We start from the raw sequence: 21,610 nt of genomic DNA on the forward strand, positions 1-21,610 counted from the left end.
CAACGGCTAGACGTAGTATGCCGTGCGCGTCATCACTTTTGCCGCCGCGCGCATCATGAAACGCACGGGAAACGGCATCTCTGAGCCGCCCGCGCCGATCGCGGCGGCCGCGTGCGCGCTTTCGTCCTGACGCATCTGCTCGACGATCGCGCGCGATGCGTAGTCCGTGGGCGGCAGCGTCTTCATGTGGCCGTCGAGATGTTGCTCGACCTGGCGTTCGGTTTCGGCCATGAAGCCGAGACTTGCGCGGTCGCCGAAACGCCCCGCGACGAACCCGATAGCGAGCGCGCCCCCGTACCACAGCGGATTCAGGAGGCTCGGGCGCGAGTCGAGGTCTTTGAGACGCTGCGCGGTCCAAGCCAGATGGTCTTCTTCTTCGCGGGCGGCCTGCTCGAAGCTGGCCTTCAGGCCCGGCGAACCGGTTGCGAGCTTTTGTGCCTGATAAAGCGCCTGGGCGCACACTTCGCCCACATGATTCACCCGCATCAGACCGGCCGAATGCGCCTTCTCCTGCTCCGTGAGCTGCGGCGCTTCGGCGATCATGCCGTCCTCCAGGAGAACCGGCGTTCTCGACTGAGGTATTGGCCGGGACATGCGGCTGACCCCGGTCATGGAACGCAAACCGCGGTCGAACTCGCCAATGATTTCATCGAGCGTCATGTTCTCACCTCGTTGTTGGTGTCATCGTTTCGCGCAACCTTGTACGGACCGTTAGCAATCCCTATTCTCCCGGTCAAAGATGCGAAAACAGCCGTCCGCGAGCGCCACATTTTGTAATTAGGGCAAACACGACTCGCAAAACTGCTGAAAAACCAAGATTTTAGCGCATGTTGCGTAAACGTCACACGCAGCCGCGCGCCCGTTCCCTTTTCCTTTGTGCGAAAAGTCGTCTTTGTTACATTACGTGTCACCTTCGCAAAGAAGATCCCGGCAGGGACCGTCAACACACTGGCGCTAGAACAGTGACCTTGCCAAACAAGTTGCAAATACACTCCTTGGAGATCTAATCAATGAAAAAGTCGCTTCTCGCTCTGGCAGCATTGGGCGTCTTCGCTGGCGCCGCACATGCGCAGAGCAGCGTGACGCTGTACGGCATCATCGACGCAGGCTTTCTGTATTCGAACAACAGCGCCGGTCAAAAGCTGTATGCAATGAACAGCGGCAACGTGCAGGGTAGCCGTTGGGGCCTGCGCGGCACGGAAGATCTGGGCGGCGGTCTGAAGGCTCTGTTCGTGTTGGAGAACGGCTTCAACGTGTTCAACGGCCAGCTGGGCCAGGGCGGCGACATGTTCGGCCGTCAAGCGTACGTCGGTCTGTCGACGGCGCAATTCGGCACGGTCACGCTGGGTCGTCAGTACGACTCCGTGGTCGACTTCACCGGCGCGTTCGAAGTCGGCAGCCAGTGGGCGACGTACTTCGGTGCCCACCCGGGCGACCTCGACAACATGAACAACTCGAACCGCGTCAACAACGCGATCAAGTTCACGAGCGCGAACTACGCGGGCTTCACGTTCGGCGGTCTGTATAGCCTCGGCGGCCAGGCTGGCCAGTTCAACCGCAACCAGATCTGGTCGGTTGGTCTTGGCTATTCGCAAGGCCCGCTGCAACTCGGCGCAGGTTACTTGAACGTCAAGGACCCGAATTACTCGTTCTTCGGTAATAACGCAACGAGCCGCACTGCGGCCACGACGCCTACGGCTTCGAACATGTCGAGCCGCGTGTACTCGGGCTTCGCTTCGGCTCACACGCAGCAAGTGATCTCGGCAGGCGCCGCCTACACGTTCGGCGCGGCGACGCTCGGCGCGACGTATAGCAACACGCAGTTCAAGGATGTCGGCACGGACGCAGGTGCAGGTCTGAACCCGGCTGGCTACGCCGGCGGTTCGGGCAAGTTCCACAACGCCGAAGTCAACTTCAAGTATCAGCTGACGCCGGCTCTGTTGCTGGGTGTTGCTTACGACTACACGAAGGGCTACGGCCTGAGCAATGCCAAGTACCATCAAGGCATGCTCGGCGCGGACTACTTCCTGTCGAAGCGCACGGACGTCTATATCGACGGCGTCTACCAGCACGCTTCGGGTACGGACTCGACGCAACGCGCCGCAGTCGCGAACATCAACGGCCTGTCGCCGTCGTCGACGACGAACCAGGTCGCGGCGCTGGTCGGTATTCGCCACAAGTTCTAAGAAGCGCGTAACAAAGCGGTATCTGCTAAAAGGCGCCTTCGGGCGCCTTTTTTTCGTCCGTCGATGCCGCCACGCGCCATGAAAAAAGCCTTCGCGTCTTGCGACGCGAAGGCTCTGATTCGCTCGACAACGTCCGCTCAGACGGTGCCGTCGCGCAACTCCCGCCGCAGGATCTTGCCGACATTGCTCTTCGGCAAGTCCTGGCGAAACTCGATGATGCGCGGTCGCTTATAGCCCGTCAGCCGTTCCTTGCAGTACGCGATGACGTCGGCCTCGGTCAGATTCTCGTCCTTGCGCACGATGAAGAGCTTCACCGCTTCGCCCGAGTTCTGATCCTTGACGCCGACCGCGGCGACTTCGAAGACGCCCGGCAGCATCGCGACCACATCCTCGATTTCGTTCGGATACACGTTGAAGCCCGAGACAAGAATCATGTCCTTCTTGCGATCGACGATTTTCACGTAACCACGCTCGTCGAACACGCCGACATCGCCGGAGCGGAAATAGCCATCGGGCGTCATGACCTTTGCCGTTTCGTCCGGGCGATTCCAGTAGCCCGCCATCACTTGCGGCCCCTTGATGCAGATTTCGCCCGCCTGGCCGAGCGGCACCTCGTTGTTGTCGTCGTCGCGGATCGAGACTTCGGTCGAGGGCAGCGGCAAGCCGATCGTGCCGGTGTACTCGGTGGCCGTCACCGGGTTGCATGTCACGCAGGGCGATGTCTCCGACAAGCCGTAGCCTTCGACGATCGGCACGCCCGTGACCGCGAACCAACGCTTCGCGACCGCTTCCTGAACCGCCATGCCGCCGCCGTTCGCTGCGATGAGCTTCGAGAAATCCAGCTTCGAGAAGTCGGGATGATTCAGCAAAGCGTTGTACAGCGTGTTGACCGCCGGGAACGTGTTGATCGGAATGCCCTTCAGTTCCCTGATCGTCCCGGCGATATCGCGCGGATTCGGGATCAGCACGCCAAGCCCGCCCGTGCGGATGGTGAGCATGCCGCAGACCGTCAGCGCGAAGATGTGATACAGCGGCAGCGCCACCACGCAGACGAACTGGTCGATGTCGGGCCGCTGCTTGCGCGCGGGTTCTAGCCAGACTTCGGATTGGAGCACGTTCGCGATCAGGTTCCGATGCGTCAGCGTCGCGCCCTTGGCCACGCCGGTCGTGCCACCGGTGTATTGCAGGAAGGCGACGTCATCGGGCGTCTGGTCAACCGGCTGGAGTGCGCGGCGGCCTCCTTCGGCGATCGCATCGTTGAAACGGACACTGCCCGGCACATTCCACTCGGGCACCATCTTCTTGACCTTGCGGACGACGAAATTGACCAGCAGGCCCTTCATGCCCATCAGGTCGCCCATCGCCGCGACGACGACATGCTTGATCGCCGTGTTCTTGATTACCGCCTCGAGCGTGGTCGCGAAGTTTTCCAGAATGACGATCGCTTCCGCGCCGCTGTCGCGAAGCTGATGTTCCAGTTCGCGCGGCGTATAAAGCGGATTCACGTTCACGACGATATAGCCTGCGCGCAGCACGGCCGCGATGGCGACCGGATATTGCAGCACGTTCGGCATCATCAGCGCGACGCGCGCGCCGCGCTTCATGCCTTTGCCCTGGAACCATGCGGCGAGCTTCTTCGACATGTCGTCGAGTTCGCCATACGTTATCGCTTGCCCCATGCAGAGGAACGCGCGACGGTCGCGGTTATTGCGAAAACTGTCCTCGAGCAGTTGCGAAACCGACCGGTACGCCGACACGTCGATTTCCGCGGGTACGCCGGCCGGATACGATTTCAGCCAGAGTTTCTCCATACGGCGTCTCCTTATTTGATTTTCGAATGGTCGTGCGAAAACAGGATGCTAGCCGCTCGTTCCCGTTCCGACAATCCGGTTAGACGCCGCCTTCCAGACCGCTTCGGGTCTGTCGTTGCCACACTTCTCAATGCATTGACTCCACTTCGACCAGGCAGTCGTAGAACGTCGCCGATCCCCCCAGATCGGTCAAAGCCTGGCTTGTGACTTGATTGGCGTTGCAGCCATCGGGGGACAACTTCTTCCACCAGATCGACAAGCCGACGACGACGCCTTCGCGCGCCCGATCCGTGACGCGGGCACGCGCCTGCATCGACCCGCGATCGTTGAAAATGCGCACTTGCGCGCCGTCGGCGATGCCGCGTGCGTCGGCGTCCGCCGGGTGAATGTCCAGATGTGGCTCCTGCTCGGTCGCTCGCAAGCTTTCGATGTTCACGAAGCTGCTGTTCAGGAAGTTGCGCGCGGGCGGCGAGATCATCGCGAGCGGATAGCGGGCGGCAAGCTCCGGCGCGGCTTCGGCCGACTCGTACGGCGGGAGGTAATCCGGCAGTGGGTCGAGGCCTTCGCGCTTCAGACGCTCGCTGTAGAACTCGCACTTTCCCGATGGCGTGCGAAAACCGCCATGCGCAAGCGGCGCGTCGGGCAGGTCGAGCTCGAGCCAGCGCGACGCCTTGAGGGCTTCCCATCCGCGGCCCTTGAGCGTCGGATCGTCCCAGCGGAAGGCTTTCGATGCGATTTGTTCGTCCGTTTCGAAAAGCGACGGTTCGGTGAGATTCATCGCGCGGGAGAGTCCGCGGAAGAAATCGGTGTTCGTGCGCGACTCACCCACCGGTGCAATGGCGGGCAGGTTCGCCATGAGGTGCGTGTGTCCGTAGGACTTGTGTACGTCGAGGTGCTCGAGCTGCGTGGTCGCCGGAAAAATGAGATCGGCGTAATCGGCGGTGTCCGTCTGGAAGTGCTCCAGCACGATGGTGAACAAGTCTTCGCGCGCAAAGCCCGCCGCGACTTTCGCCGAATCCGGCGCGACGGCGACGGGGTTCGAGTTGTAGACGATCAATGCTTCGATCTTGGGACCGAAGGCCGCGTCGCCCGGATGCAGCAACGCGTCGCCGATTGCGTTCATGTTGATGCTGCGCGGCAGCTTGTTCGGCCAGCCCGGCAGCAAGTCCGGGCGTTCCAGCGCCGCGTTGTCGACCGGCGCCCAGCCCGACGACGACAACAGCAGACCGCCCGACCGCTCGCGCCACGCGCCCGTCAGCGACGGCAGACAAGCGACGGCGCGCACCGCGTTGCCGCCACCGCGCACGCGCTGCATACCGTAGTTCAGGCGGATCGCGGCCTTCTTCGTCGAGCCGAAAGCGCGCGCCAAATCGACGACGGTCTGTTCCTCGATTCCGCAGATGGCTGCTGCCCGCGACGGCGGGTACTGCGCGGCACGCGCCGCGAGCTCATCGAAACCAAACGTGTGATCGGCAATGTATTCGTGGTCTAGAAGATTCTCGCGGATCAGCACGTGCATCATGCCGAGCGCGAGTGCGGCATCGGTGCCCGGCCGCAGCGCGACATGTTGATGGCACTTTTCTGCGGTCAGCGATCGATACGGATCGATCGCGATCAGCTTCGCGCCGCGCCGCTTCGCTTCCTGCGCGCGGGTCCAGAAATGCAGGCTCGACGCGATCGGGTTCGCGCCCCAGATCAGGATCAGTTCGCTTTCCTCGAAGAACTCGACATGCATGCCGATGCCCGCGCCGTACGTGTAGCGCAGCCCAGCCGCCCCGGCTGCCGCGCAGATGGTGCGGTCCAGCCGCGACGCACCGAGCACATTGAAAAACCGCGCGGCGATGCTTTCCCCTTGGACGAGGCCCATGGTGCCGGCGTAGCTGTACGGGAGGATCGCTTCGGGCGCACGGCGTGCGATCGGCTCGAGGCGCGCGGCGGCGATCCGTAGTGCTGCGTCCCAGCTGATCGGCTCAAAACGATTCGAGCATTTCGGCCCGACACGGATCAGCGGCGTTTGCAGGCGCTCCTTATGATGCGTTCGCTCGGCGTATCGCGAGACCTTCGTGCAAAGAACGCCTTGTGTCGGCGGGTGATCGGGGTCGCCGCTCACCTTGACTGCCCTGCCGTCTTTCACGGTGACGCGCATTGCGCAGGTGTCGGGGCAATCGTGCGGGCATACGGCTCGGGCGAACTCAGCGGGGGCGTTCATCGGGTTGTCCGGTCAATCGGCAAGGGCGGCAGATGTCAGAATTCTATTACGCCGACTATGCGACCGACCGTCAGATCCCTCAAATTGTGGCAACGTAGAATGAACGAGCGGCGCGCAGCACGGGTGGTCCGAATTCAAACCAGCGAGCAGTTCAAATGAATCTGATACCGGAAATCGAAGCATCTCACGATGAAATCCAGGCCCTTCGACGAACAATCCATGCTCATCCCGAACTTCGCTATGAAGAGGTAGGGACCGCGAAGCTGGTGGCGGAAAATCTCGAACGTTGGGGCATTACGGTTCATCGAGGATTGGGCAAGACGGGCATCGTTGGTGTCTTGAAGCGCGGATCGGGCAGCCGCTCCATCGGACTTCGCGCAGACATGGACGCGCTGCCGATTCAGGAAACGAACAGCTTTGGTCACAAGTCGACCCACCCCGGACGGATGCACGCGTGCGGTCACGACGGGCACACGGCCATGCTGCTCGGCGCCGCCAAATACTTGGCGCAGCACGGAAAATTTGACGGGACGGTCGTATTTATCTTCCAGCCGGCGGAAGAAGGCGGCGCAGGCGCGAAGGCCATGATCGACGACGGGCTTTTCACGCGCTTCCCGGTGGACGCCGTTTTCGGCATACACAACTGGCCAGGCTTTCCCGCCGGGCACTTCGGCGTGACGGAAGGGCCGATCATGGCGTCGAGCAACGAGTTTCGCATCACGATTCGCGGCGTTGGATCGCACGCCGCTTTGCCGCATAACGGGCGCGATCCCGTCTTCAGCGCGGTCCAAGTTGCAAATGCATTGCAGGGCATCATTACGCGCAACAAGAAGCCGCTCGATACGGCCGTGCTATCCATCACTCAGATTCATGCGGGAGATGCAGTGAACGTGGTTCCCGATCATGCGTGGCTAGGCGGGACGGTGCGTACGTTCACCGTTGAAACACTTGATTTGATCGAGACGCGAATGCGCAAGATCGCTGAAGCGACTGCATCGGCTTACGACTGCGAAGCGGAGGTATATTTCCATCGAAACTATCCCCCGACGATCAATGATCCGGCGCAGACGAAGTTTGCCGCGGAGGTAATGGCGGAAGTGGTCGGCGAGGAGAACGTCGATTGCTCGGTTGAACCGACGATGGGTGCCGAGGACTTCTCCTTCATGTTGCTAGAGAAACCTAGCTGCTATGCGTTCCTGGGTAATGGCGATGGCGCGCATCGCGACCATGGACACGGCGAAGGCCCGTGCATGCTGCACAACGCAAGCTACGACTTCAACGACACGCTGCTATCGGTTGGTTCTTCGTATTGGGTGCGGCTGGCCGAGCGGTTCTTAGCGCGTTGATTTCCATGGGCGGAGCCGTTTAGCTTCTGGCACCCCCAACGCAAAAACCCCACCTTTGAGGGGTGGGGTTTTTGTTTTCGGCATGAGGAGCCTGACGATTACCTACTTTCACACGGGCAATCCGCACTATCATCGGCGTGGAGTCGTTTCACGGTCCTGTTCGGGATGGGAAGGGGTGGGACCGACTCGCTATGGTCATCAGGCATGTCCGAAGATCCCCCGCTTTCCTCCGTAGATCGTATGCGGTATTAATCCGGCTTTCGCCGGGCTATCCCCCACTACAGGACACGTTCCGATGTATTACTCACCCGTTCGCCACTCGCCACCAGGGTTGCCCCCGTGCTGCCGTTCGACTTGCATGTGTAAGGCATGCCGCCAGCGTTCAATCTGAGCCAGGATCAAACTCTTCAGTTCAATGCCTGTTACTGTTTTCGGTTCCGTTAGAAACCGGTCGCTCACTCAACGTACTGACGATGATTAATCCATCCTAAGACAGATAAACCTTCCTCTGATACTTCGTGTGAGACTCTTGATTACTTTTGCTTTTGCCGCAGCGCCTAAGCACCGCAACCGCACTCGCCATCAAGCGCCCACACTTATCGGCTGTTAGTTTTTAAAGAGCAATCCGCCAAGACTTCCTGCTTCGCCGCACCGAGCATCTCGCTCAGCACCGCTTCGTCTTGCGTCGCTGCATCAGCAGCAGAGAAACGAGATTATGCACGTCGTTTCGGTCAGTGTCAACAAGTTTTTGAACCACTTCTTCACTTGCCAACCGCGCTTGCAATATTTCTCACCACTCACAAGCTCACTGCCAAACCGCCACTCCCGCTTCCTTCGCGTTCAATGAATCGCGAAGGAACGGAATTCTAGTGAGCCGCACGATAATAAGCAAGGGTTCCGCGCAATAAATTATCGATGCTTGAATACCGGCTTGCGCTTCTCGACGAAGGCGGACATTCCCTCCTTTTGATCCTCCGTCGCGAACAGCGAATGGAATAGACGCCGCTCGAAGTGGACGCCTTCCGAAAGCGTCGTCTCATAGGCGCGGTTGACCGATTCCTTGGCCATCATGACCGCGGGCAACGAGAAGCCTGCAATGATCGTCGCGGCCTCGACAGCTTCGTCCAGCAATCGATCCGCACCCACCACGCGCGACACCAGTCCTGCTCGTTCGGCTTCGGCGGCGTCCATCATGCGGGCTGTCAGACACAAGTCCATCGCCTTTGCCTTCGATACAGCGCGTGGCAGGCGCTGCGTGCCACCCGCCCCCGGGATCACGCCGAGTTTGATCTCGGGCTGACCGAACTTCGCCGAGTCCGCCGCAATGACAATGTCGCACATCATGGCCAGCTCGCAGCCGCCGCCCAGCGCGAAGCCGGCCACCGCCGCGATGATCGGTTTCCGGATCGACCGGATGGTCTCCCAGTTTCGCGTGATGTAGTCGCCTTTGTAGACATCCATGTACGAATAGCCAGCCATCATGCCGATGTCCGCGCCCGCAGCAAAAGCCTTCTCGCTGCCGGTCAGCACGATCGCCCCGATGTTGTCGTCCGCGTCGAACGACTTCAGGGCCGCGCCGAGCTCCTCCATTAGCGCATCGTTCAGCGCGTTCAGCGCCTTCGGACGATGCAACGTGATCAGTCCAACCCGCCCGCGTGTCTCAACCAGCAGATTCTCGTAGCTCATGCACTCCTCCTAGCGATCCTCAGGAAAGTCCCAATGAAAAGACCTCGTCCGCGTCATCTCGATAATGCTACCATCACCAACCAACCGGTCGGTTAATTAATCCGGCTGACCCGTCCTTCACTTCCGTTCTCGCGACCATGACACATCCGCTATTCACGAAGCACAAAGCGATGCTCGACCAAGGGCTTTCCGCCATCGAAACCCGCGGCTACTGGAGTCCTTTCGCCGAGACGCCGAGTCCCAAAGTGTACGGGGAAACGGCCAACGCGGACGGCGAAGCGGCATTCAAGTCGCACCTCGGCAAGACGTTCGAGCTGGATCAACCGTCGACGGGCGAAACCGTTGGCAAGGAGCGATCGCCCTTCGGCGTCACGCTCGACGTCCGGTATCCGAAGGCCGACCCGGACGCGCTCATCCACGCCGCCGCCGAAGCGCAAGCCGAATGGCGCGCCGCTGGTCCGCAGGCGTGGGTCGGCGTAAGCCTCGAGATCCTGTCGCGTCTGAACCGCGCGAGCTTCGAAATTGGCTATAGCGTGATGCACACCACCGGGCAGGCTTTCATGATGGCTTTCCAGGCGGGCGGCCCACACGCCCAGGACCGCGCGCTTGAGGCCGTGGTCTATGCGTGGGACCAGCTGCGCCGCATTCCTTCAGAAGCCCATTGGGAAAAGCCGCAGGGAAAGAATCCGCCGCTCGCCATGCAAAAGCGTTACACCGTCGTCCCTCGCGGCACGGGCCTCGTACTCGGTTGCTGCACATTTCCGACCTGGAATGGATACCCCGGCCTGTTCGCGGATCTCGCCACCGGCAACGCCGTCATCGTCAAACCGCACCCCGGCGCCATTCTGCCGCTGGCTATCACGGTCCACATTGCCCGTGAGGTGCTATGCGATGCCGGCTTCGATCCGAACGTCGTCACACTGCTCGCCACCGAGCCGGACGACGGCCCGATCGTGCAGCAACTCGCGGTGCGCCCCGAGATCAAACTCATCGATTTCACCGGCAGCACGCAGAACGGCGCCTGGCTCGAGCGCAACGCGCATCAGGCCCAGGTTTATACCGAGAAAGCGGGCGTCAATCAGATCGTCATCGATTCCGTCGACGACATGAAAGCCGCCGCGCGCAACATCGCGTTCTCGCTCGCGCTCTACTCCGGCCAGATGTGCACCGCGCCGCAGAACATCTACGTGCCACGCGACGGTATCCGTACAGCGGACGGTCACTTGAGCTTCGACGACGTCGCGAAAACACTCGCCGGGGCCGTCGAGAAACTGACTTCCGATCCGGCGCGCGCCGTCGAGCTCACTGGCGCGATTCAGAACGAAGGCGTCATCGCACGCATCGCCGAAGCGCGCGGAGCTGGCGACGTGTTGCTCGATAGCCGGACGCTCGCACATCCGCTGTTCCCGGACGCACGGGTGCACACGCCCCTCGTCCTCAAGATGGACGCGCGCTCGGATCAACCCAAGTTCACGAAGGAATGGTTCGGCCCCATCTCGTTCGTGATCGCCACCGATTCGACCGCGCAATCGCTCGATCTCGCCGGCTCGATCGCACAAGAGCACGGCGCGCTCACGTTGTCCGTCTACACCACCGACGATGCCATCATGCACGCGGCTCACGAGGCGGCCATTCGCGGCGGCGTCGCGCTGTCGATCAATCTGACGGGTGGCGTGTTCGTCAATCAGTCAGCCGCCTTCTCCGATTTCCACGGCACCGGCGCAAACCCGGCCGCCAACGCCGCGCTCGCGGATGCCGCCTTCGTCGCCAACCGTTTCCGCGTTGTCCAGAGTCGAATCCATGTTGCCCCGAAAGCGGCATCGGCGGAAGCTGGCCAAACGGCATAGGAAAAAAGCGACGACACACGAAACCGTGCAATTGGCTTATGCCATCTGGCCTAATGGAAAGCGGCGCGCCGCGCGTCTAGTATCGGCGGGTAACTACTCAACGCGGCCGGCCCGTGTGCAAGGAGATGCCATGTCAGAGAAGTCTGTCCTGTACCACATTGATGGCGACACCCGGGTCGCGACCATCACGCTGAATCGTCCGGACAAGCTAAACAGTTTCACGCGCGAGATGCACGGCCATCTCAGTCATGCGCTCACGGAAATCGAGGCAAGCAATGCGCGCGCGGTCATCCTCACGGGTGCCGGGCGCGGCTTCTGTGCGGGGCAAGACCTCGCTGATCTCGACTTCACGCCCGGATCGATGTCCGACCTCGGCGAGTTGATCGACGCGCACTTCAATCCGCTCGTGCGGCGGCTTCAGGCGATGCCGCTGCCCGTCATCGCCGCCGTCAACGGAACAGCCGCAGGCGCGGGAGCGAACCTCGCGATGGCGTGCGATTTCGTCCTCGCGGCGCGCTCGGCGAGCTTCATTCAGGCGTTCGTGAAGATCGGCCTCGTTCCGGATTCGGGCGGGACGTGGCTGTTGCCGCGGCGCGTCGGCGAGGCGCGTGCACTCGGGCTGGCACTCACGGGCGAAAAGCTGAGCGCGGAGAAGGCAGAAGCATGGGGCATCGTGTGGCGCGTGGTCGAAGACAGCGAACTGCAGCAGGCAGCCGCGCAACTGGCGGCACAACTCGCGCAACAGCCGGCGCGCGCTGTCGCCGCGATCAAACAACTGATACGTTCAAGCGCCGCCAAGACGCTGGACGTGCAACTCGACCTCGAACGCGACGTCCAGCGAGAACTCGGCGCATCCCCCGACTACATCGAGGGCGTCGCGGCATTCAAGGAGAAGCGCGGGCCGCGCTTTGAAGGTCTTTGACAATCCACTACCGGAGAACCGTGTGACGCCTCAACAACTCGCGGAAGCCACCGCCAAGTCCATGTACGAAGCAGACGCCTGCTCCCGCGCGCTCGGCATCGAGCTGGTGGAAGTGCGCCCGGGCTATGCGCGCCTGCAGATGAATGTCCGGCCCGACTTCCTCAACGGTCATGCGATCTGCCACGGCGGTCTGATATTCACGCTGGCGGATTCCGCGTTCGCTTTTGCGTGCAACTCGTACAACGTCAGCACGGTCGCGGCGGGCTGCTCAATTGAATTTCTGCGGCCCGTGCAGGGCGGCGACCGGCTGACAGCGGAGGCCGTCGAGCAGACGTTGAACGGGCGCGCCGGTATCTACGACATCCGCGTGACTAACCGCGACAGCGAAACAGTGGCGATGTTTCGCGGGAAGTCGGCGCAAATCAAGGGCACCGTCATTCCCGCCTGACGGGATCGCTTCCCAAGCGGACACAGCACGACAGACCGACACACTGCGCCAGACAGCGAGCATGAAGGAGACACCGATGACTACACCATTGCCGCTCGACCCGATCGAAAAAGCGAGCCGCGACGAACTCGTCGCCTTGCAATTGCAACGCCTGAAATGGACGCTGAAGCACGCCTACGAGAATTCGCCGGTCTATCGGCGCAAGTTCGACGAAGCGGGCGTGCATCCGGACGAAGTGCAGTCACTCGCCGACCTCGCACGTTTCCCGTTCACGACGAAAAAGGACTTGCGCGACAATTATCCGTTCGGCATGTTCGCCGTGCCGCAGGAGCGTGTCGCACGCATTCACGCGTCGTCGGGAACCACGGGAAAGCCGACTGTCGTCGGCTACACGGCGAACGACATCGACACGTGGGCGAATCTTGTCGCGCGTTCGATTCGCGCGGCGGGCGCGCGTCGCGGCGACAAAGTGCACGTGAGTTATGGCTACGGCCTGTTCACCGGCGGCCTCGGCGCCCACTATGGCGCTGAGCGTGCCGGGCTGACCGTCATTCCGTTCGGCGGCGGGCAAACTGAGAAACAGGTGCAGTTCATTCAGGATTTCCGGCCCGAGATCATCATGGTCACGCCGAGCTACATGCTGTCCATCGCAGATGAACTCGAGCGGCAAGGCGTCGATCCGGCGACCTGTTCGCTGCGCATCGGCATTTTTGGCGCGGAGCCGTGGACGAACGACATGCGTCGCGCCATCGAGGAACGCATGGGTATCGACGCGGTAGACATCTACGGACTTTCGGAGGTCATGGGTCCGGGCGTCGCGTCGGAGTGCGCGGAAACGAAAGACGGTCCGACGATCTGGGAAGATCACTTCTACCCCGAAATCATCGATCCCGAGACAGGCGAAGTCCTGCCCGATGGCGAATTCGGTGAACTGGTGTTCACATCGCTCACGAAAGAAGCGTTGCCGATCATCCGCTATCGCACGCGCGATCTGACGCGCCTCTTGCCGGGCACCGCGCGCACGATGCGCCGCATGGAGAAGATCACCGGCCGCTCCGACGACATGATGATCGTGCGCGGCGTCAACGTGTTCCCGACGCAGATCGAGGAATTGCTGCTCAAGCGTCCGGTGCTGGCGCCGCATTATCAGATCGTGCTGACGAAGGAGGGCCCGCTCGACGTCTTCACGCTCAACTGCGAGCCGTGTCCGGAATCGGCGCCGGACATCGTCGCGCTCGAAAGCGCGAAAACTGCGCTTGCCTATGACATCAAGGCGCTCATCGGCGTGAGCGCGGTCGTGAACGTGCTCGCGGTCAATGGCATCGAGCGGTCGGTTGGCAAGGCGCGGCGCGTGGTCGACAAGCGCAATGTAAGACCGTGAGCGTTCGTCGCGGCCACGCCGAATCAGGAATTCGGCATCAGCAACCACATCCGGCCGCCCTGCTTCATGCGTCCGGCTAGATCGCCGGCGTTGTCGCCGAGGCCCCAGAAGTAGTCGGCGCGCACGCCGCCTTTGATCGCCGTGCCCGTGTCCTGCGCGAACACGAGGCGGTTCATCGGCTGATTACTGAGCGGCCGCGTGGTTTGCAGGAAAACGGGCGTGCCGAGCGGAATCGCGGAGGGATCGACGGCGATCGAACGTTCGGGCGTGAGCGGCACGCCGAGCGCGCCGACGGGGCCATCGCCCAGGCTCGCGGGCATCACGTCGTTCGCGGGCATCTCGCGGAAAAACACGAAGCGCGGGTTCACGTCGAGCAGCGCATCGACGCGCGCCGGATTCGCCTTCGCCCAGGCCTTGATGCCCTGCATGGTCGCCTGCGCGGGCGTGAGTTCGCCGCGATCGAGCAGTTCCTTGCCGATGGACCGGTACGGCTGGTTGTTCGTCCCGCCGAAACCCACGCGCATGACGCTGCCGTCTTCCATCACGATGCGCCCCGATCCCTGCACTTGCAGAAAGAACGCTTCGATCGGGTCGTCCACCCACACGAGTTCGTTGCCGTTCAACGCGCCCGAGCGTTCGAGCTGCGCGCGCGCCGGCAGCGCGGAACCCGGCTTATAGCGATACGGCCAGCGATACAGCGCGTACTGATACGGACCGTGGCGCGTGCGCGAACCGCGCAGCAGCGGTTCGTAGTAGCCGGTCACGAGGCCGTCCACCGTGCCATCGGTATTGGCTAGCTGAAACGGCGTGAAATACGTCTCGAAGAAGTTACGCGCCGCCGACATGTCGAGGTCGTCGAGAGTTTGCGCTGCCGCACACGCCTTCTGCCAGCCGGGCTGGCGCGCCAATCGGCTGCAGTTCTGCCGCAGCGCGGCGGTCGCTCCTATCAACGTGTCGTCCTGCCAGCCGGGAACCTGCTGCCAGCTCACAGCGGTCAGCCGCGAGGACGCGCGCTGGCCCGTGGTGATAGGCGTGCCGCCTGCCGTGCCCGGCCCCGGTTTCACGTAACTGCCGCCGCCGCACGAGGCGAGCAGCACAGCCGTTGCAATCGACGCGGCCCAGGCCGCTCCTCGTGCGGCGCGTGGCGCTAACCGCATACAATGCTCGTTCTTGATGGGAACCGCCATGTCTGATCTGTTCGACGAATATCCAATGCTGATCTTCGCGCTCGAGGCGCTCGTGGCGCTTGGACTACTGATTTTCATCGTCGCGTGGACGGCTTCGGGTAAGAAGAAACACCAGAACCGCGCGAACGACCCGGCCAAACGCCGCTGATTGCGCTTGGCCGCGCGCCCGGACTCAGTGCAGCGTGCGCGGCACGTGCAAAGCAAACTCCGCGATGGGCGCTTCGAAGCGTTCGCCGTCGTCGGCCACGCAGAAATACTCGCCGCGCATGGTGCCGACCGGCGTCGCGATCACGGCCCAGCTCGTATATTCGAACTGCGCGCCCGGCGCAAGCAGCGGCTGCTGCCCGATCACGCCCAGCCCCTTCACTTCCTGCACGTGATTCTCGCTGTCGGTGATGATCCAGTGGCGCGCAATCAATTGAGCCGTCACCTGGCCTGTATTGCGGATCGTCAGCGTGTAGGCGAAAGCGTATTGGCGGTTGTCCGGGTCGGACTGCTCGGGAAGATATCGCGTCTCGACGGACACGGTGAATTCGTACTGGCTCATCGTCGTTCCAAGTCAATTCATCGCTGCGCTGCGAAAAACAGCGCGCGGGTGCGCCGCTACTGGTCAGGCATTCTGCTTGATGCAGCCCGCGCCCGCAACACGGAAACAGGCTGGCCGAGACCATTCTGCGCCGTCAAGCTGGCCGTTCGGCCGACTTACGCCAGCGAAAACGCGGGTTAAAATCACGCTTCACACCGTCGGCTGCACGCTTGGCCGCGCGAATCGAGCCTCCTGGTCCCCGCGGCCGCAAACCGGATACGTCCATGGCGCAATTTCACATCGCTCCCAGCATTCTTTCCGCCGATTTTTCCCGGCTCGGCGAAGAAGTCCGCAACGTCGTCGCTGCCGGAGCCGACTGGATTCACTTCGACGTGATGGACAACCATTACGTGCCGAATCTCACGATCGGCCCCATGGTGTGCGAAGCCATTCGCCCGCACACGGAAGTGCCCATCGACGTGCATTTGATGGTTCGGCCGGTGGATCGCATCGTGCCCGATTTCGCGAAAGCCGGCGCAAATGTGATCAGCTTTCACCCGGAAGGTTCGGACCACATCGACCGCACGCTTTCGCTGATTCGCGACCACGGCTGCAAGGCCGGTCTCGTGTTCAATCCCGCGACGCCGCTCAATTATCTGGATCACGTGATGGACCGGCTCGACCTCGTGCTCATCATGTCGGTGAATCCGGGCTTCGGCGGCCAGTCGTTCATCCCCGAAGCACTGAACAAGTTGCGCGAGGCGCGCAGCCGCATCGACGCGTACCGCGAGCGCACGGGCCGCGAAATCCATCTGGAAATCGACGGTGGCGTGAAGGTCGACAACATCGCGGAAATCGCCGCAGCCGGTGCGGACACCTTCGTCGCCGGCTCGGCGATTTTCGGCAAGCACGATTACAAGCAGGTCATCGACGCCATGCGCGCTGAACTAGCGAAATCGGGAGCGCAGCAATGAGTGAAGCCAGCGCGCCGCCCGCCTTCACGAACCGGCCCATTCGCGCCGCGATCATCGACCTCGACGGCACCATGGTCGATACCGCCGACGACTTCGTCGCCGCGCTCAACGGCATGCTCGCGCGCGTCGGCATTGAGAAGCCTGTCTCGCGCGAGGAAGTCGTGGGTTACATCGGCAAGGGTTCCGAGAACCTGATCCGCAGCGTGCTTGCCGCGCGCCTGCCGCACCCGCAGGCCACCGCCCAGTTCGACGACGCCCTCGCCACTTACCAGAGCGAATACGCGAAGATCAACGGCAAGCATTCGACGCTCTTCCCCGAAGTGGAGGAAGGACTGGAGGCCATGCGCGACCTGGGCATCGCGCTCGCGTGCGTGACCAACAAGCCGCATCGCTTCGCGGTGGAATTGCTGTCGCACTTCGGCATCGCGCAGTACTTCAAGGTCGTTCTCGGCGGCGATTCCGTGCCGCTGAAGAAGCCCGACCCGCTGCCGATGCTCACCGCGTGCGAGCGGCTCGACGTGCTGCCGCGCGAGACAGTGGCGGTCGGCGATTCCGAAAACGACGCGCTCGCAGGCCGCGCCGCCGGCATGGCGACCCTCACGGTGCCCTACGGTTACAACCATGGGAAAGCCGTGCAATCGGTGAAGTCCGATGGTATAGTTTCCACGCTGCGCGCAGCGGCTTCTGCAATCGCCGCGACACTCGCGCCGCCGAATACCACACTGACTGAATAGTCCATCTCTCATGTTTCTCAACAGAAAACGGAGTCTGAGCAGCATCGACCGGGGAGCCTGGCCCTGGCGTCGCTGGTCGCGCTAACCTCGCCCGAGGTACGCTGAAGCCACCTTGCGTTGCGTTCCAACTCGCTTCGTCCGCTTCAGCAACCGTTTTTTGTTTCGCTGCGCATTCCCGCGCCGTTTCCGTTGATTGGTCGTACATCGAGCCTTGCTTCGGCATGCAGCGTCATGCGTTGCGCACGCCGCCGCGCAAGGCCCGCTTGCCGCGCAAGCCGCCCGAGTTGCATCGGATTCATTCGATGCCGCGGGACAACCGCATCGACCGATCATCCGGCAAACACGCCGCTCGCAGCGCCTTAAGCACCTCCCGACGCCGTACTCCGATATAAGGAACGCGCGTCGCTCAAGGACCGCAAGATGACCGAACTCGAATTCCAATCGCTGGCGAACGAAGGCTACAACCGCATTCCGCTGATCGCCGAAGCCCTCGCCGACCTCGAAACGCCACTCTCGCTTTATCTCAAGCTCGCCCAAAGCGAGCGCAATGGCGCGAACTCCTTCCTGCTGGAATCGGTCGTCGGCGGCGAGCGTTTCGGGCGCTATTCGTTCATCGGCTTGCCGGCCCGCACGACGGTGCGTGTGCAGAACGGCGTATCGCAAGTCGTCACGGACGGCAACGTCACGGAAACCGACGAAGGCGATCCGCTGGCGTTCATCGAACGCTTCCAGAAACGCTTCAAAGTGGCGCTGCGCCCCGGCCTGCCGCGCTTCTGCGGCGGCCTCGCCGGTTATTTCGGATACGACGCGGTTCGCTATATCGAAAAGAAGCTCGCCGGCACGGCCCCGCGCGACGATCTGAACCTGCCCGACATCCAGTTGCTGCTGACGGAGGAAGTCGCGGTCATCGACAATCTCGCAGGCAAGCTCTACCTGATCGTCTATGCCGACCCGACGAAACCCGAAGCCTATGCGAAAGCCAAGCATCGTCTGCGCGAGTTGCGCGGCCGTCTGCGCGCCACGGTCCAGCCGCCGGTGACATCGGCGAGCGTGCGCACGGAGACGTATCGCGAGTTCGCGAAAGAGGACTATCTGAACGCCGTCCGGCGCGCGAAAGAGTACATCGCGGCGGGCGAGCTGATGCAGGTACAGGTCGGCCAGCGCCTGACCAAGCCGTTCCGCGACAATCCGCTATCGCTGTATCGCGCGTTGCGGTCTTTGAATCCGTCGCCGTACATGTACTACTACAACTTCGGCGGCGATGTTCACGTGGTCGGCGCATCGCCCGAGATTCTCGTGCGTCAGGAAAAGCGCGCCGAGGACCGTATCGTGACCATTCGTCCGCTCGCCGGCACGCGGCCGCGCGGCAATACGCCCGAGCGCGACGCCGAACTCGCCACCGAATTGCTGAACGATCCGAAGGAAGTCGCCGAGCACGTGATGCTGATCGACCTCGCGCGCAACGACGTCGGCCGTATCGCGGAGACGGGCTCCGTCGCGGTGACGGACAAGATGATCATCGAAAAGTACTCGCACGTGCAGCACATCGTGAGTTCGGTCGAAGGTCGATTGAAGCCGGGGATGAACAACTTCGACGTGCTGCGCGCGACCTTTCCTGCGGGCACGCTTTCGGGCGCGCCGAAGGTCCGCGCGATGGAACTGATCGACGAACTGGAGCCCGTGAAGCGCGGGCTGTACGGCGGCGCGGTCGGCTATCTGTCGTTCAGCGGCGAGATGGACCTCGCCATCGCCATTCGCACGGGTCTCATTCACAAGGGCAACCTGTATGTGCAGGCAGCGGCGGGCGTCGTTGCGGACAGCGTGCCCGAATCCGAATGGCAAGAGACGGAGAACAAGGCGCGCGCCGTGTTGCGCGCGGCCGAGCAAGTGCAAGACGGCCTCGACAGCGACTTCTGAGGAGACAAGACCATGCTGCTGATGATCGACAACTACGATTCGTTCACCTATAACCTGGTCCAGTACTTCGGCGAACTCGGCGAGGACGTGCGCACGTATCGCAACGACGAAATCACGCTCGACCAGATCGCGGAACTGCAACCCGAGCGCATCTGCCTTTCGCCGGGCCCGAGCAACCCGCAGCACGCGGGCATCACGCTCGACGTGCTGCGCGAATTTTCCGGCAAGCTGCCGATTCTCGGGGTCTGTCTCGGCCATCAGGCAATCGGCGAGGCGTTCGGCGGGCGCGTCGTGCGCGCGCAGACCATCATGCACGGCAAGGTGAGCCAGATCGAGACGGACTGCAAGGGCGTGTTCTCCGACTTACCCAAACACTTCAACGTCACGCGCTATCACTCGCTCGCCATCGAGCGCGAGTCCTTGCCTGACTGCCTCGAAGTATCAGCGTGGACGGCTGACGGCGAAATCATGGGCGTGCGCCACAAGGAACTTGCCGTGGAAGGCGTGCAGTTCCATCCGGAATCCATTCTGTCCGAGCACGGCCACGCGCTGCTCGAAAACTTCGTGAAAAACACGGCGTCCGGCAAGCGGGCCTGAGAACATGACGATCACTCCCCAAGAAGCCCTGCAACGCACCATCGAGCACCGCGAGATCTTCCACGACGAAATGCTGCATCTCATGCGCCAGATCATGCGCGCCGAGTTGTCGCCCGTCATGGCCGCCGCGATCATCACCGGCTTGCGCGTGAAGAAGGAAACCATCGGCGAGATCGCGGCGGCGGCGACCGTCATGCGCGAGTTCGCGAATCACGTCGATGTGGCGGACAACTCCAATTTCGTCGATATCGTCGGCACGGGCGGCGACGGCTCGCATACCTTCAACATCTCCACGACGTCGATGTTCGTCACGGCCGCAGCCGGCGCGAAAGTCGCGAAGCACGGCAACCGGGGCGTGTCGAGCAAGTCGGGCAGCGCGGACGTGCTCGAAGCACTGGGCGTCAACATCGACCTGACGCCGGAACAAGTGGCCGCCTCCATTGCCGAAACGGGCATGGGCTTCATGTTCGCGCCGAACCATCATCCGGCCATGAAGAACATTGCGGCCGTGCGGCGCGAACTCGGCGTACGCACCATCTTCAATATTCTCGGGCCGCTGACCAATCCGGCGAGCGCGCCCAATCAGCTTCAGGGCGTGTTCCACGAAGACCTCGTCGGCATTCAGGTTCGCGTGATGCAGCGGCTAGGAGCGAAGCACGTGCTCGTCGTGCACGGCAAGGACGGCATGGACGAAGTGTCGCTCGGCGCGGCGACGAAAGTCGGCGAACTGAGAAACGGCGAAGTGCGCGAGTACGAAATCCATCCGGAAGACTTCGGCTTGCAGATGGTCTCGAACCGCTCGCTGAAAGTGCAGGACGCGCAGGAGTCGAAGGCCATGCTCCTCGGCGCGCTGAACAACAAGGCGGGAGTCGCGCGCGAGATCGTCATACTTAACGCGGGCGCGGCGCTCTATGCCGCTGACGTCTACGACTCGATCGCCGAGGGCATGGCGGCCGCACGCGAAGCGATCGAGAACGGCGCGGCGCGCGAGAAGGTCGAGGCCTTGGTACGCTTCACGCAGCAATTCACCAAATAACGGAATCCATCATGAGCGACATTCTCGACCGCATCATCGCGGTCAAGCGCGAGGAAGTCCGCGCCGCCGAACAGAGCGCGCCGCTCGAAGAGCTGAAGCTCGAAGCGAGCGCGCGCGATCTGCGCGATTTCGTCGGCGCATTGCGCGCGAAGCACGCCGCCGGACAAGCGGCAGTGATCGCGGAAGTGAAGAAGGCGAGCCCGTCGAAAGGCGTGCTGCGCGAAGACTTCGTGCCTGCCGAGATCGCCCGTTCGTACGAAAAAGGCGGCGCCGCGTGCCTCTCCGTGCTCACCGACGTGCAGTTCTTCAAGGGCAGCGTCGCGTATCTGGAAGAAGCGCGCGCCGCGTGCAGCCTGCCGGTGCTGCGCAAGGACTTCATCGTCGATCCTTACCAGGTGATCGAAGCGCGCGCGATGGGCGCGGACTGCATCTTGCTCATCGCAGCAGCACTGGAACTCTCGCAGATGCAGGATCTGGAAGCGTACGCGCATTCGCTCGGTCTCGCGGTGCTCGTCGAAGTCCACGACGCCGACGAACTGCGCGACGCGCTCACGCTCGAGACGCCGCTCATCGGCATCAACAATCGCAATCTGCGCACATTCCAGACGACCATCGACACGACTATCGGCATGCTCGAATCCGTGCCGGACGACCGTATCGTGGTGACGGAATCGGGCATCCTGTCGCGTCTCGATGTCGAACGGCTGCGCGCCATGCGCGTGGACACCTTCCTCGTCGGCGAGGCGTTCATGCGTGCCGACGACCCGGGCACTGAACTCGCCCGCATGTTTTTCTAACCGGAC

Annotated in this window: 18 protein-coding genes and 1 rRNA gene; 12 read left to right on the top strand and 7 right to left on the bottom strand. The window is 62.3% G+C overall.

Annotated elements, in window-relative coordinates:
- Positions 1-6: 6 nt before the first annotated feature.
- A complete protein-coding gene (gene coq7, locus GV035_RS21940; protein WP_159837043.1) occupies positions 7-660 on the bottom strand; it encodes a 2-polyprenyl-3-methyl-6-methoxy-1,4-benzoquinone monooxygenase in 654 nt (217 codons plus the stop codon).
- Between the two features lie 350 nt (positions 661-1,010).
- Here coq7 and GV035_RS21945 point away from each other — a divergent pair, with 350 nt between their 5' ends.
- Positions 1,011-2,186 carry a porin gene (locus GV035_RS21945; protein WP_159837044.1) on the top strand — a complete coding sequence of 392 codons (1,176 nt, stop codon included), beginning with the start codon at positions 1,011-1,013 and terminating at the stop codon, positions 2,184-2,186.
- 137 nt (positions 2,187-2,323) lie between these two features.
- On the opposite strand, the gene GV035_RS21950 is transcribed toward GV035_RS21945, so the two are convergent.
- Positions 2,324-3,997, bottom strand: coding sequence for a long-chain fatty acid--CoA ligase (locus GV035_RS21950; RefSeq protein WP_159837045.1), 1,674 nt, complete (start codon positions 3,995-3,997; stop codon positions 2,324-2,326).
- Between the two features lie 127 nt (positions 3,998-4,124).
- A complete protein-coding gene (locus GV035_RS21955) occupies positions 4,125-6,206 on the bottom strand; it encodes a molybdopterin-containing oxidoreductase family protein (RefSeq protein WP_159837046.1) in 2,082 nt (693 codons plus the stop codon).
- 155 nt (positions 6,207-6,361) lie between these two features.
- Between GV035_RS21955 and GV035_RS21960 the strand changes: the two genes are divergently transcribed.
- Positions 6,362-7,552, top strand: a complete 1,191-nt coding sequence (locus GV035_RS21960; protein ID WP_159837047.1) for a M20 aminoacylase family protein — start codon at positions 6,362-6,364, stop codon at positions 7,550-7,552.
- A gap of 89 nt (positions 7,553-7,641) precedes the next feature.
- On the opposite strand, the gene rrf is transcribed toward GV035_RS21960, so the two are convergent.
- Together rrf and GV035_RS21970 are read right to left on the bottom strand one after the other, a co-directional pair.
- Positions 7,642-7,755, bottom strand: a 5S ribosomal RNA gene (gene rrf, locus GV035_RS21965).
- A 706-nt stretch (positions 7,756-8,461) separates the two neighbouring features.
- Positions 8,462-9,238 carry an enoyl-CoA hydratase gene (locus tag GV035_RS21970; RefSeq protein ID WP_159837048.1) on the bottom strand — a complete coding sequence of 259 codons (777 nt, stop codon included), beginning with the start codon at positions 9,236-9,238 and terminating at the stop codon, positions 8,462-8,464.
- Positions 9,239-9,375: 137 nt separating this feature from the next.
- Between GV035_RS21970 and paaN the strand changes: the two genes are divergently transcribed.
- The 4 genes from paaN to paaK all read left to right on the top strand — a co-directional run bounded on the left by paaN (position 9,376) and on the right by paaK (position 13,836).
- Complete coding sequence (gene paaN, locus GV035_RS21975) at positions 9,376-11,085, top strand: phenylacetic acid degradation protein PaaN (RefSeq protein WP_159837049.1); 1,710 nt, start codon at positions 9,376-9,378, stop codon at positions 11,083-11,085.
- Positions 11,086-11,215: 130 nt separating this feature from the next.
- Positions 11,216-12,007, top strand: coding sequence for a 2-(1,2-epoxy-1,2-dihydrophenyl)acetyl-CoA isomerase PaaG (gene paaG / locus GV035_RS21980; RefSeq protein WP_159837050.1), 792 nt, complete (start codon positions 11,216-11,218; stop codon positions 12,005-12,007).
- Between the two features lie 61 nt (positions 12,008-12,068).
- On the top strand, positions 12,069-12,455 hold the full coding sequence (gene paaI, locus GV035_RS21985) for a hydroxyphenylacetyl-CoA thioesterase PaaI (protein ID WP_236572760.1): 387 nt from the start codon (positions 12,069-12,071) through the stop codon (positions 12,453-12,455).
- A 76-nt stretch (positions 12,456-12,531) separates the two neighbouring features.
- Entirely contained in the window at positions 12,532-13,836 is a 1,305-nt protein-coding gene (gene paaK, locus GV035_RS21990; protein WP_159837051.1) for a phenylacetate--CoA ligase PaaK, read from the top strand.
- A 23-nt stretch (positions 13,837-13,859) separates the two neighbouring features.
- Here paaK and mltA read toward each other — a convergent pair whose 3' ends face one another.
- Together mltA and apaG are read right to left on the bottom strand one after the other, a co-directional pair.
- Positions 13,860-15,101 carry a murein transglycosylase A gene (mltA, locus tag GV035_RS21995; protein ID WP_201304012.1) on the bottom strand — a complete coding sequence of 414 codons (1,242 nt, stop codon included), beginning with the start codon at positions 15,099-15,101 and terminating at the stop codon, positions 13,860-13,862.
- Positions 15,102-15,195: 94 nt separating this feature from the next.
- Complete coding sequence (gene apaG, locus GV035_RS22000; protein WP_159837053.1) at positions 15,196-15,570, bottom strand: Co2+/Mg2+ efflux protein ApaG; 375 nt, start codon at positions 15,568-15,570, stop codon at positions 15,196-15,198.
- Between the two features lie 263 nt (positions 15,571-15,833).
- Here apaG and rpe point away from each other — a divergent pair, with 263 nt between their 5' ends.
- The 6 genes from rpe to trpC all read left to right on the top strand — a co-directional run bounded on the left by rpe (position 15,834) and on the right by trpC (position 21,604).
- Complete coding sequence (gene rpe, locus GV035_RS22005) at positions 15,834-16,523, top strand: ribulose-phosphate 3-epimerase (RefSeq protein WP_159837054.1); 690 nt, start codon at positions 15,834-15,836, stop codon at positions 16,521-16,523.
- Positions 16,520-17,257 carry a phosphoglycolate phosphatase gene (locus GV035_RS22010; protein ID WP_159837055.1) on the top strand — a complete coding sequence of 246 codons (738 nt, stop codon included), beginning with the start codon at positions 16,520-16,522 and terminating at the stop codon, positions 17,255-17,257. The genes rpe and GV035_RS22010 overlap by 4 nt, the downstream gene beginning before the upstream one ends.
- Positions 17,258-17,677: 420 nt before the next feature.
- A complete protein-coding gene (gene trpE / locus GV035_RS22015) occupies positions 17,678-19,174 on the top strand; it encodes an anthranilate synthase component I (protein ID WP_159837056.1) in 1,497 nt (498 codons plus the stop codon).
- Positions 19,175-19,186: 12 nt separating this feature from the next.
- Complete coding sequence (locus tag GV035_RS22020) at positions 19,187-19,771, top strand: aminodeoxychorismate/anthranilate synthase component II (protein WP_159837057.1); 585 nt, start codon at positions 19,187-19,189, stop codon at positions 19,769-19,771.
- Positions 19,772-19,775: 4 nt separating this feature from the next.
- Positions 19,776-20,807: an anthranilate phosphoribosyltransferase gene (trpD, locus tag GV035_RS22025; RefSeq protein WP_159837058.1), complete on the top strand. Its 1,032-nt coding sequence runs from the start codon at positions 19,776-19,778 to the stop codon at positions 20,805-20,807.
- A gap of 11 nt (positions 20,808-20,818) precedes the next feature.
- Complete coding sequence (gene trpC, locus GV035_RS22030) at positions 20,819-21,604, top strand: indole-3-glycerol phosphate synthase TrpC (RefSeq protein WP_159837059.1); 786 nt, start codon at positions 20,819-20,821, stop codon at positions 21,602-21,604.
- Positions 21,605-21,610: the final 6 nt, after the last annotated feature.

Source organism: Burkholderia sp. 8Y, assembly GCF_902506145.1.
Classification (GTDB): domain Bacteria; phylum Pseudomonadota; class Gammaproteobacteria; order Burkholderiales; family Burkholderiaceae; genus Caballeronia.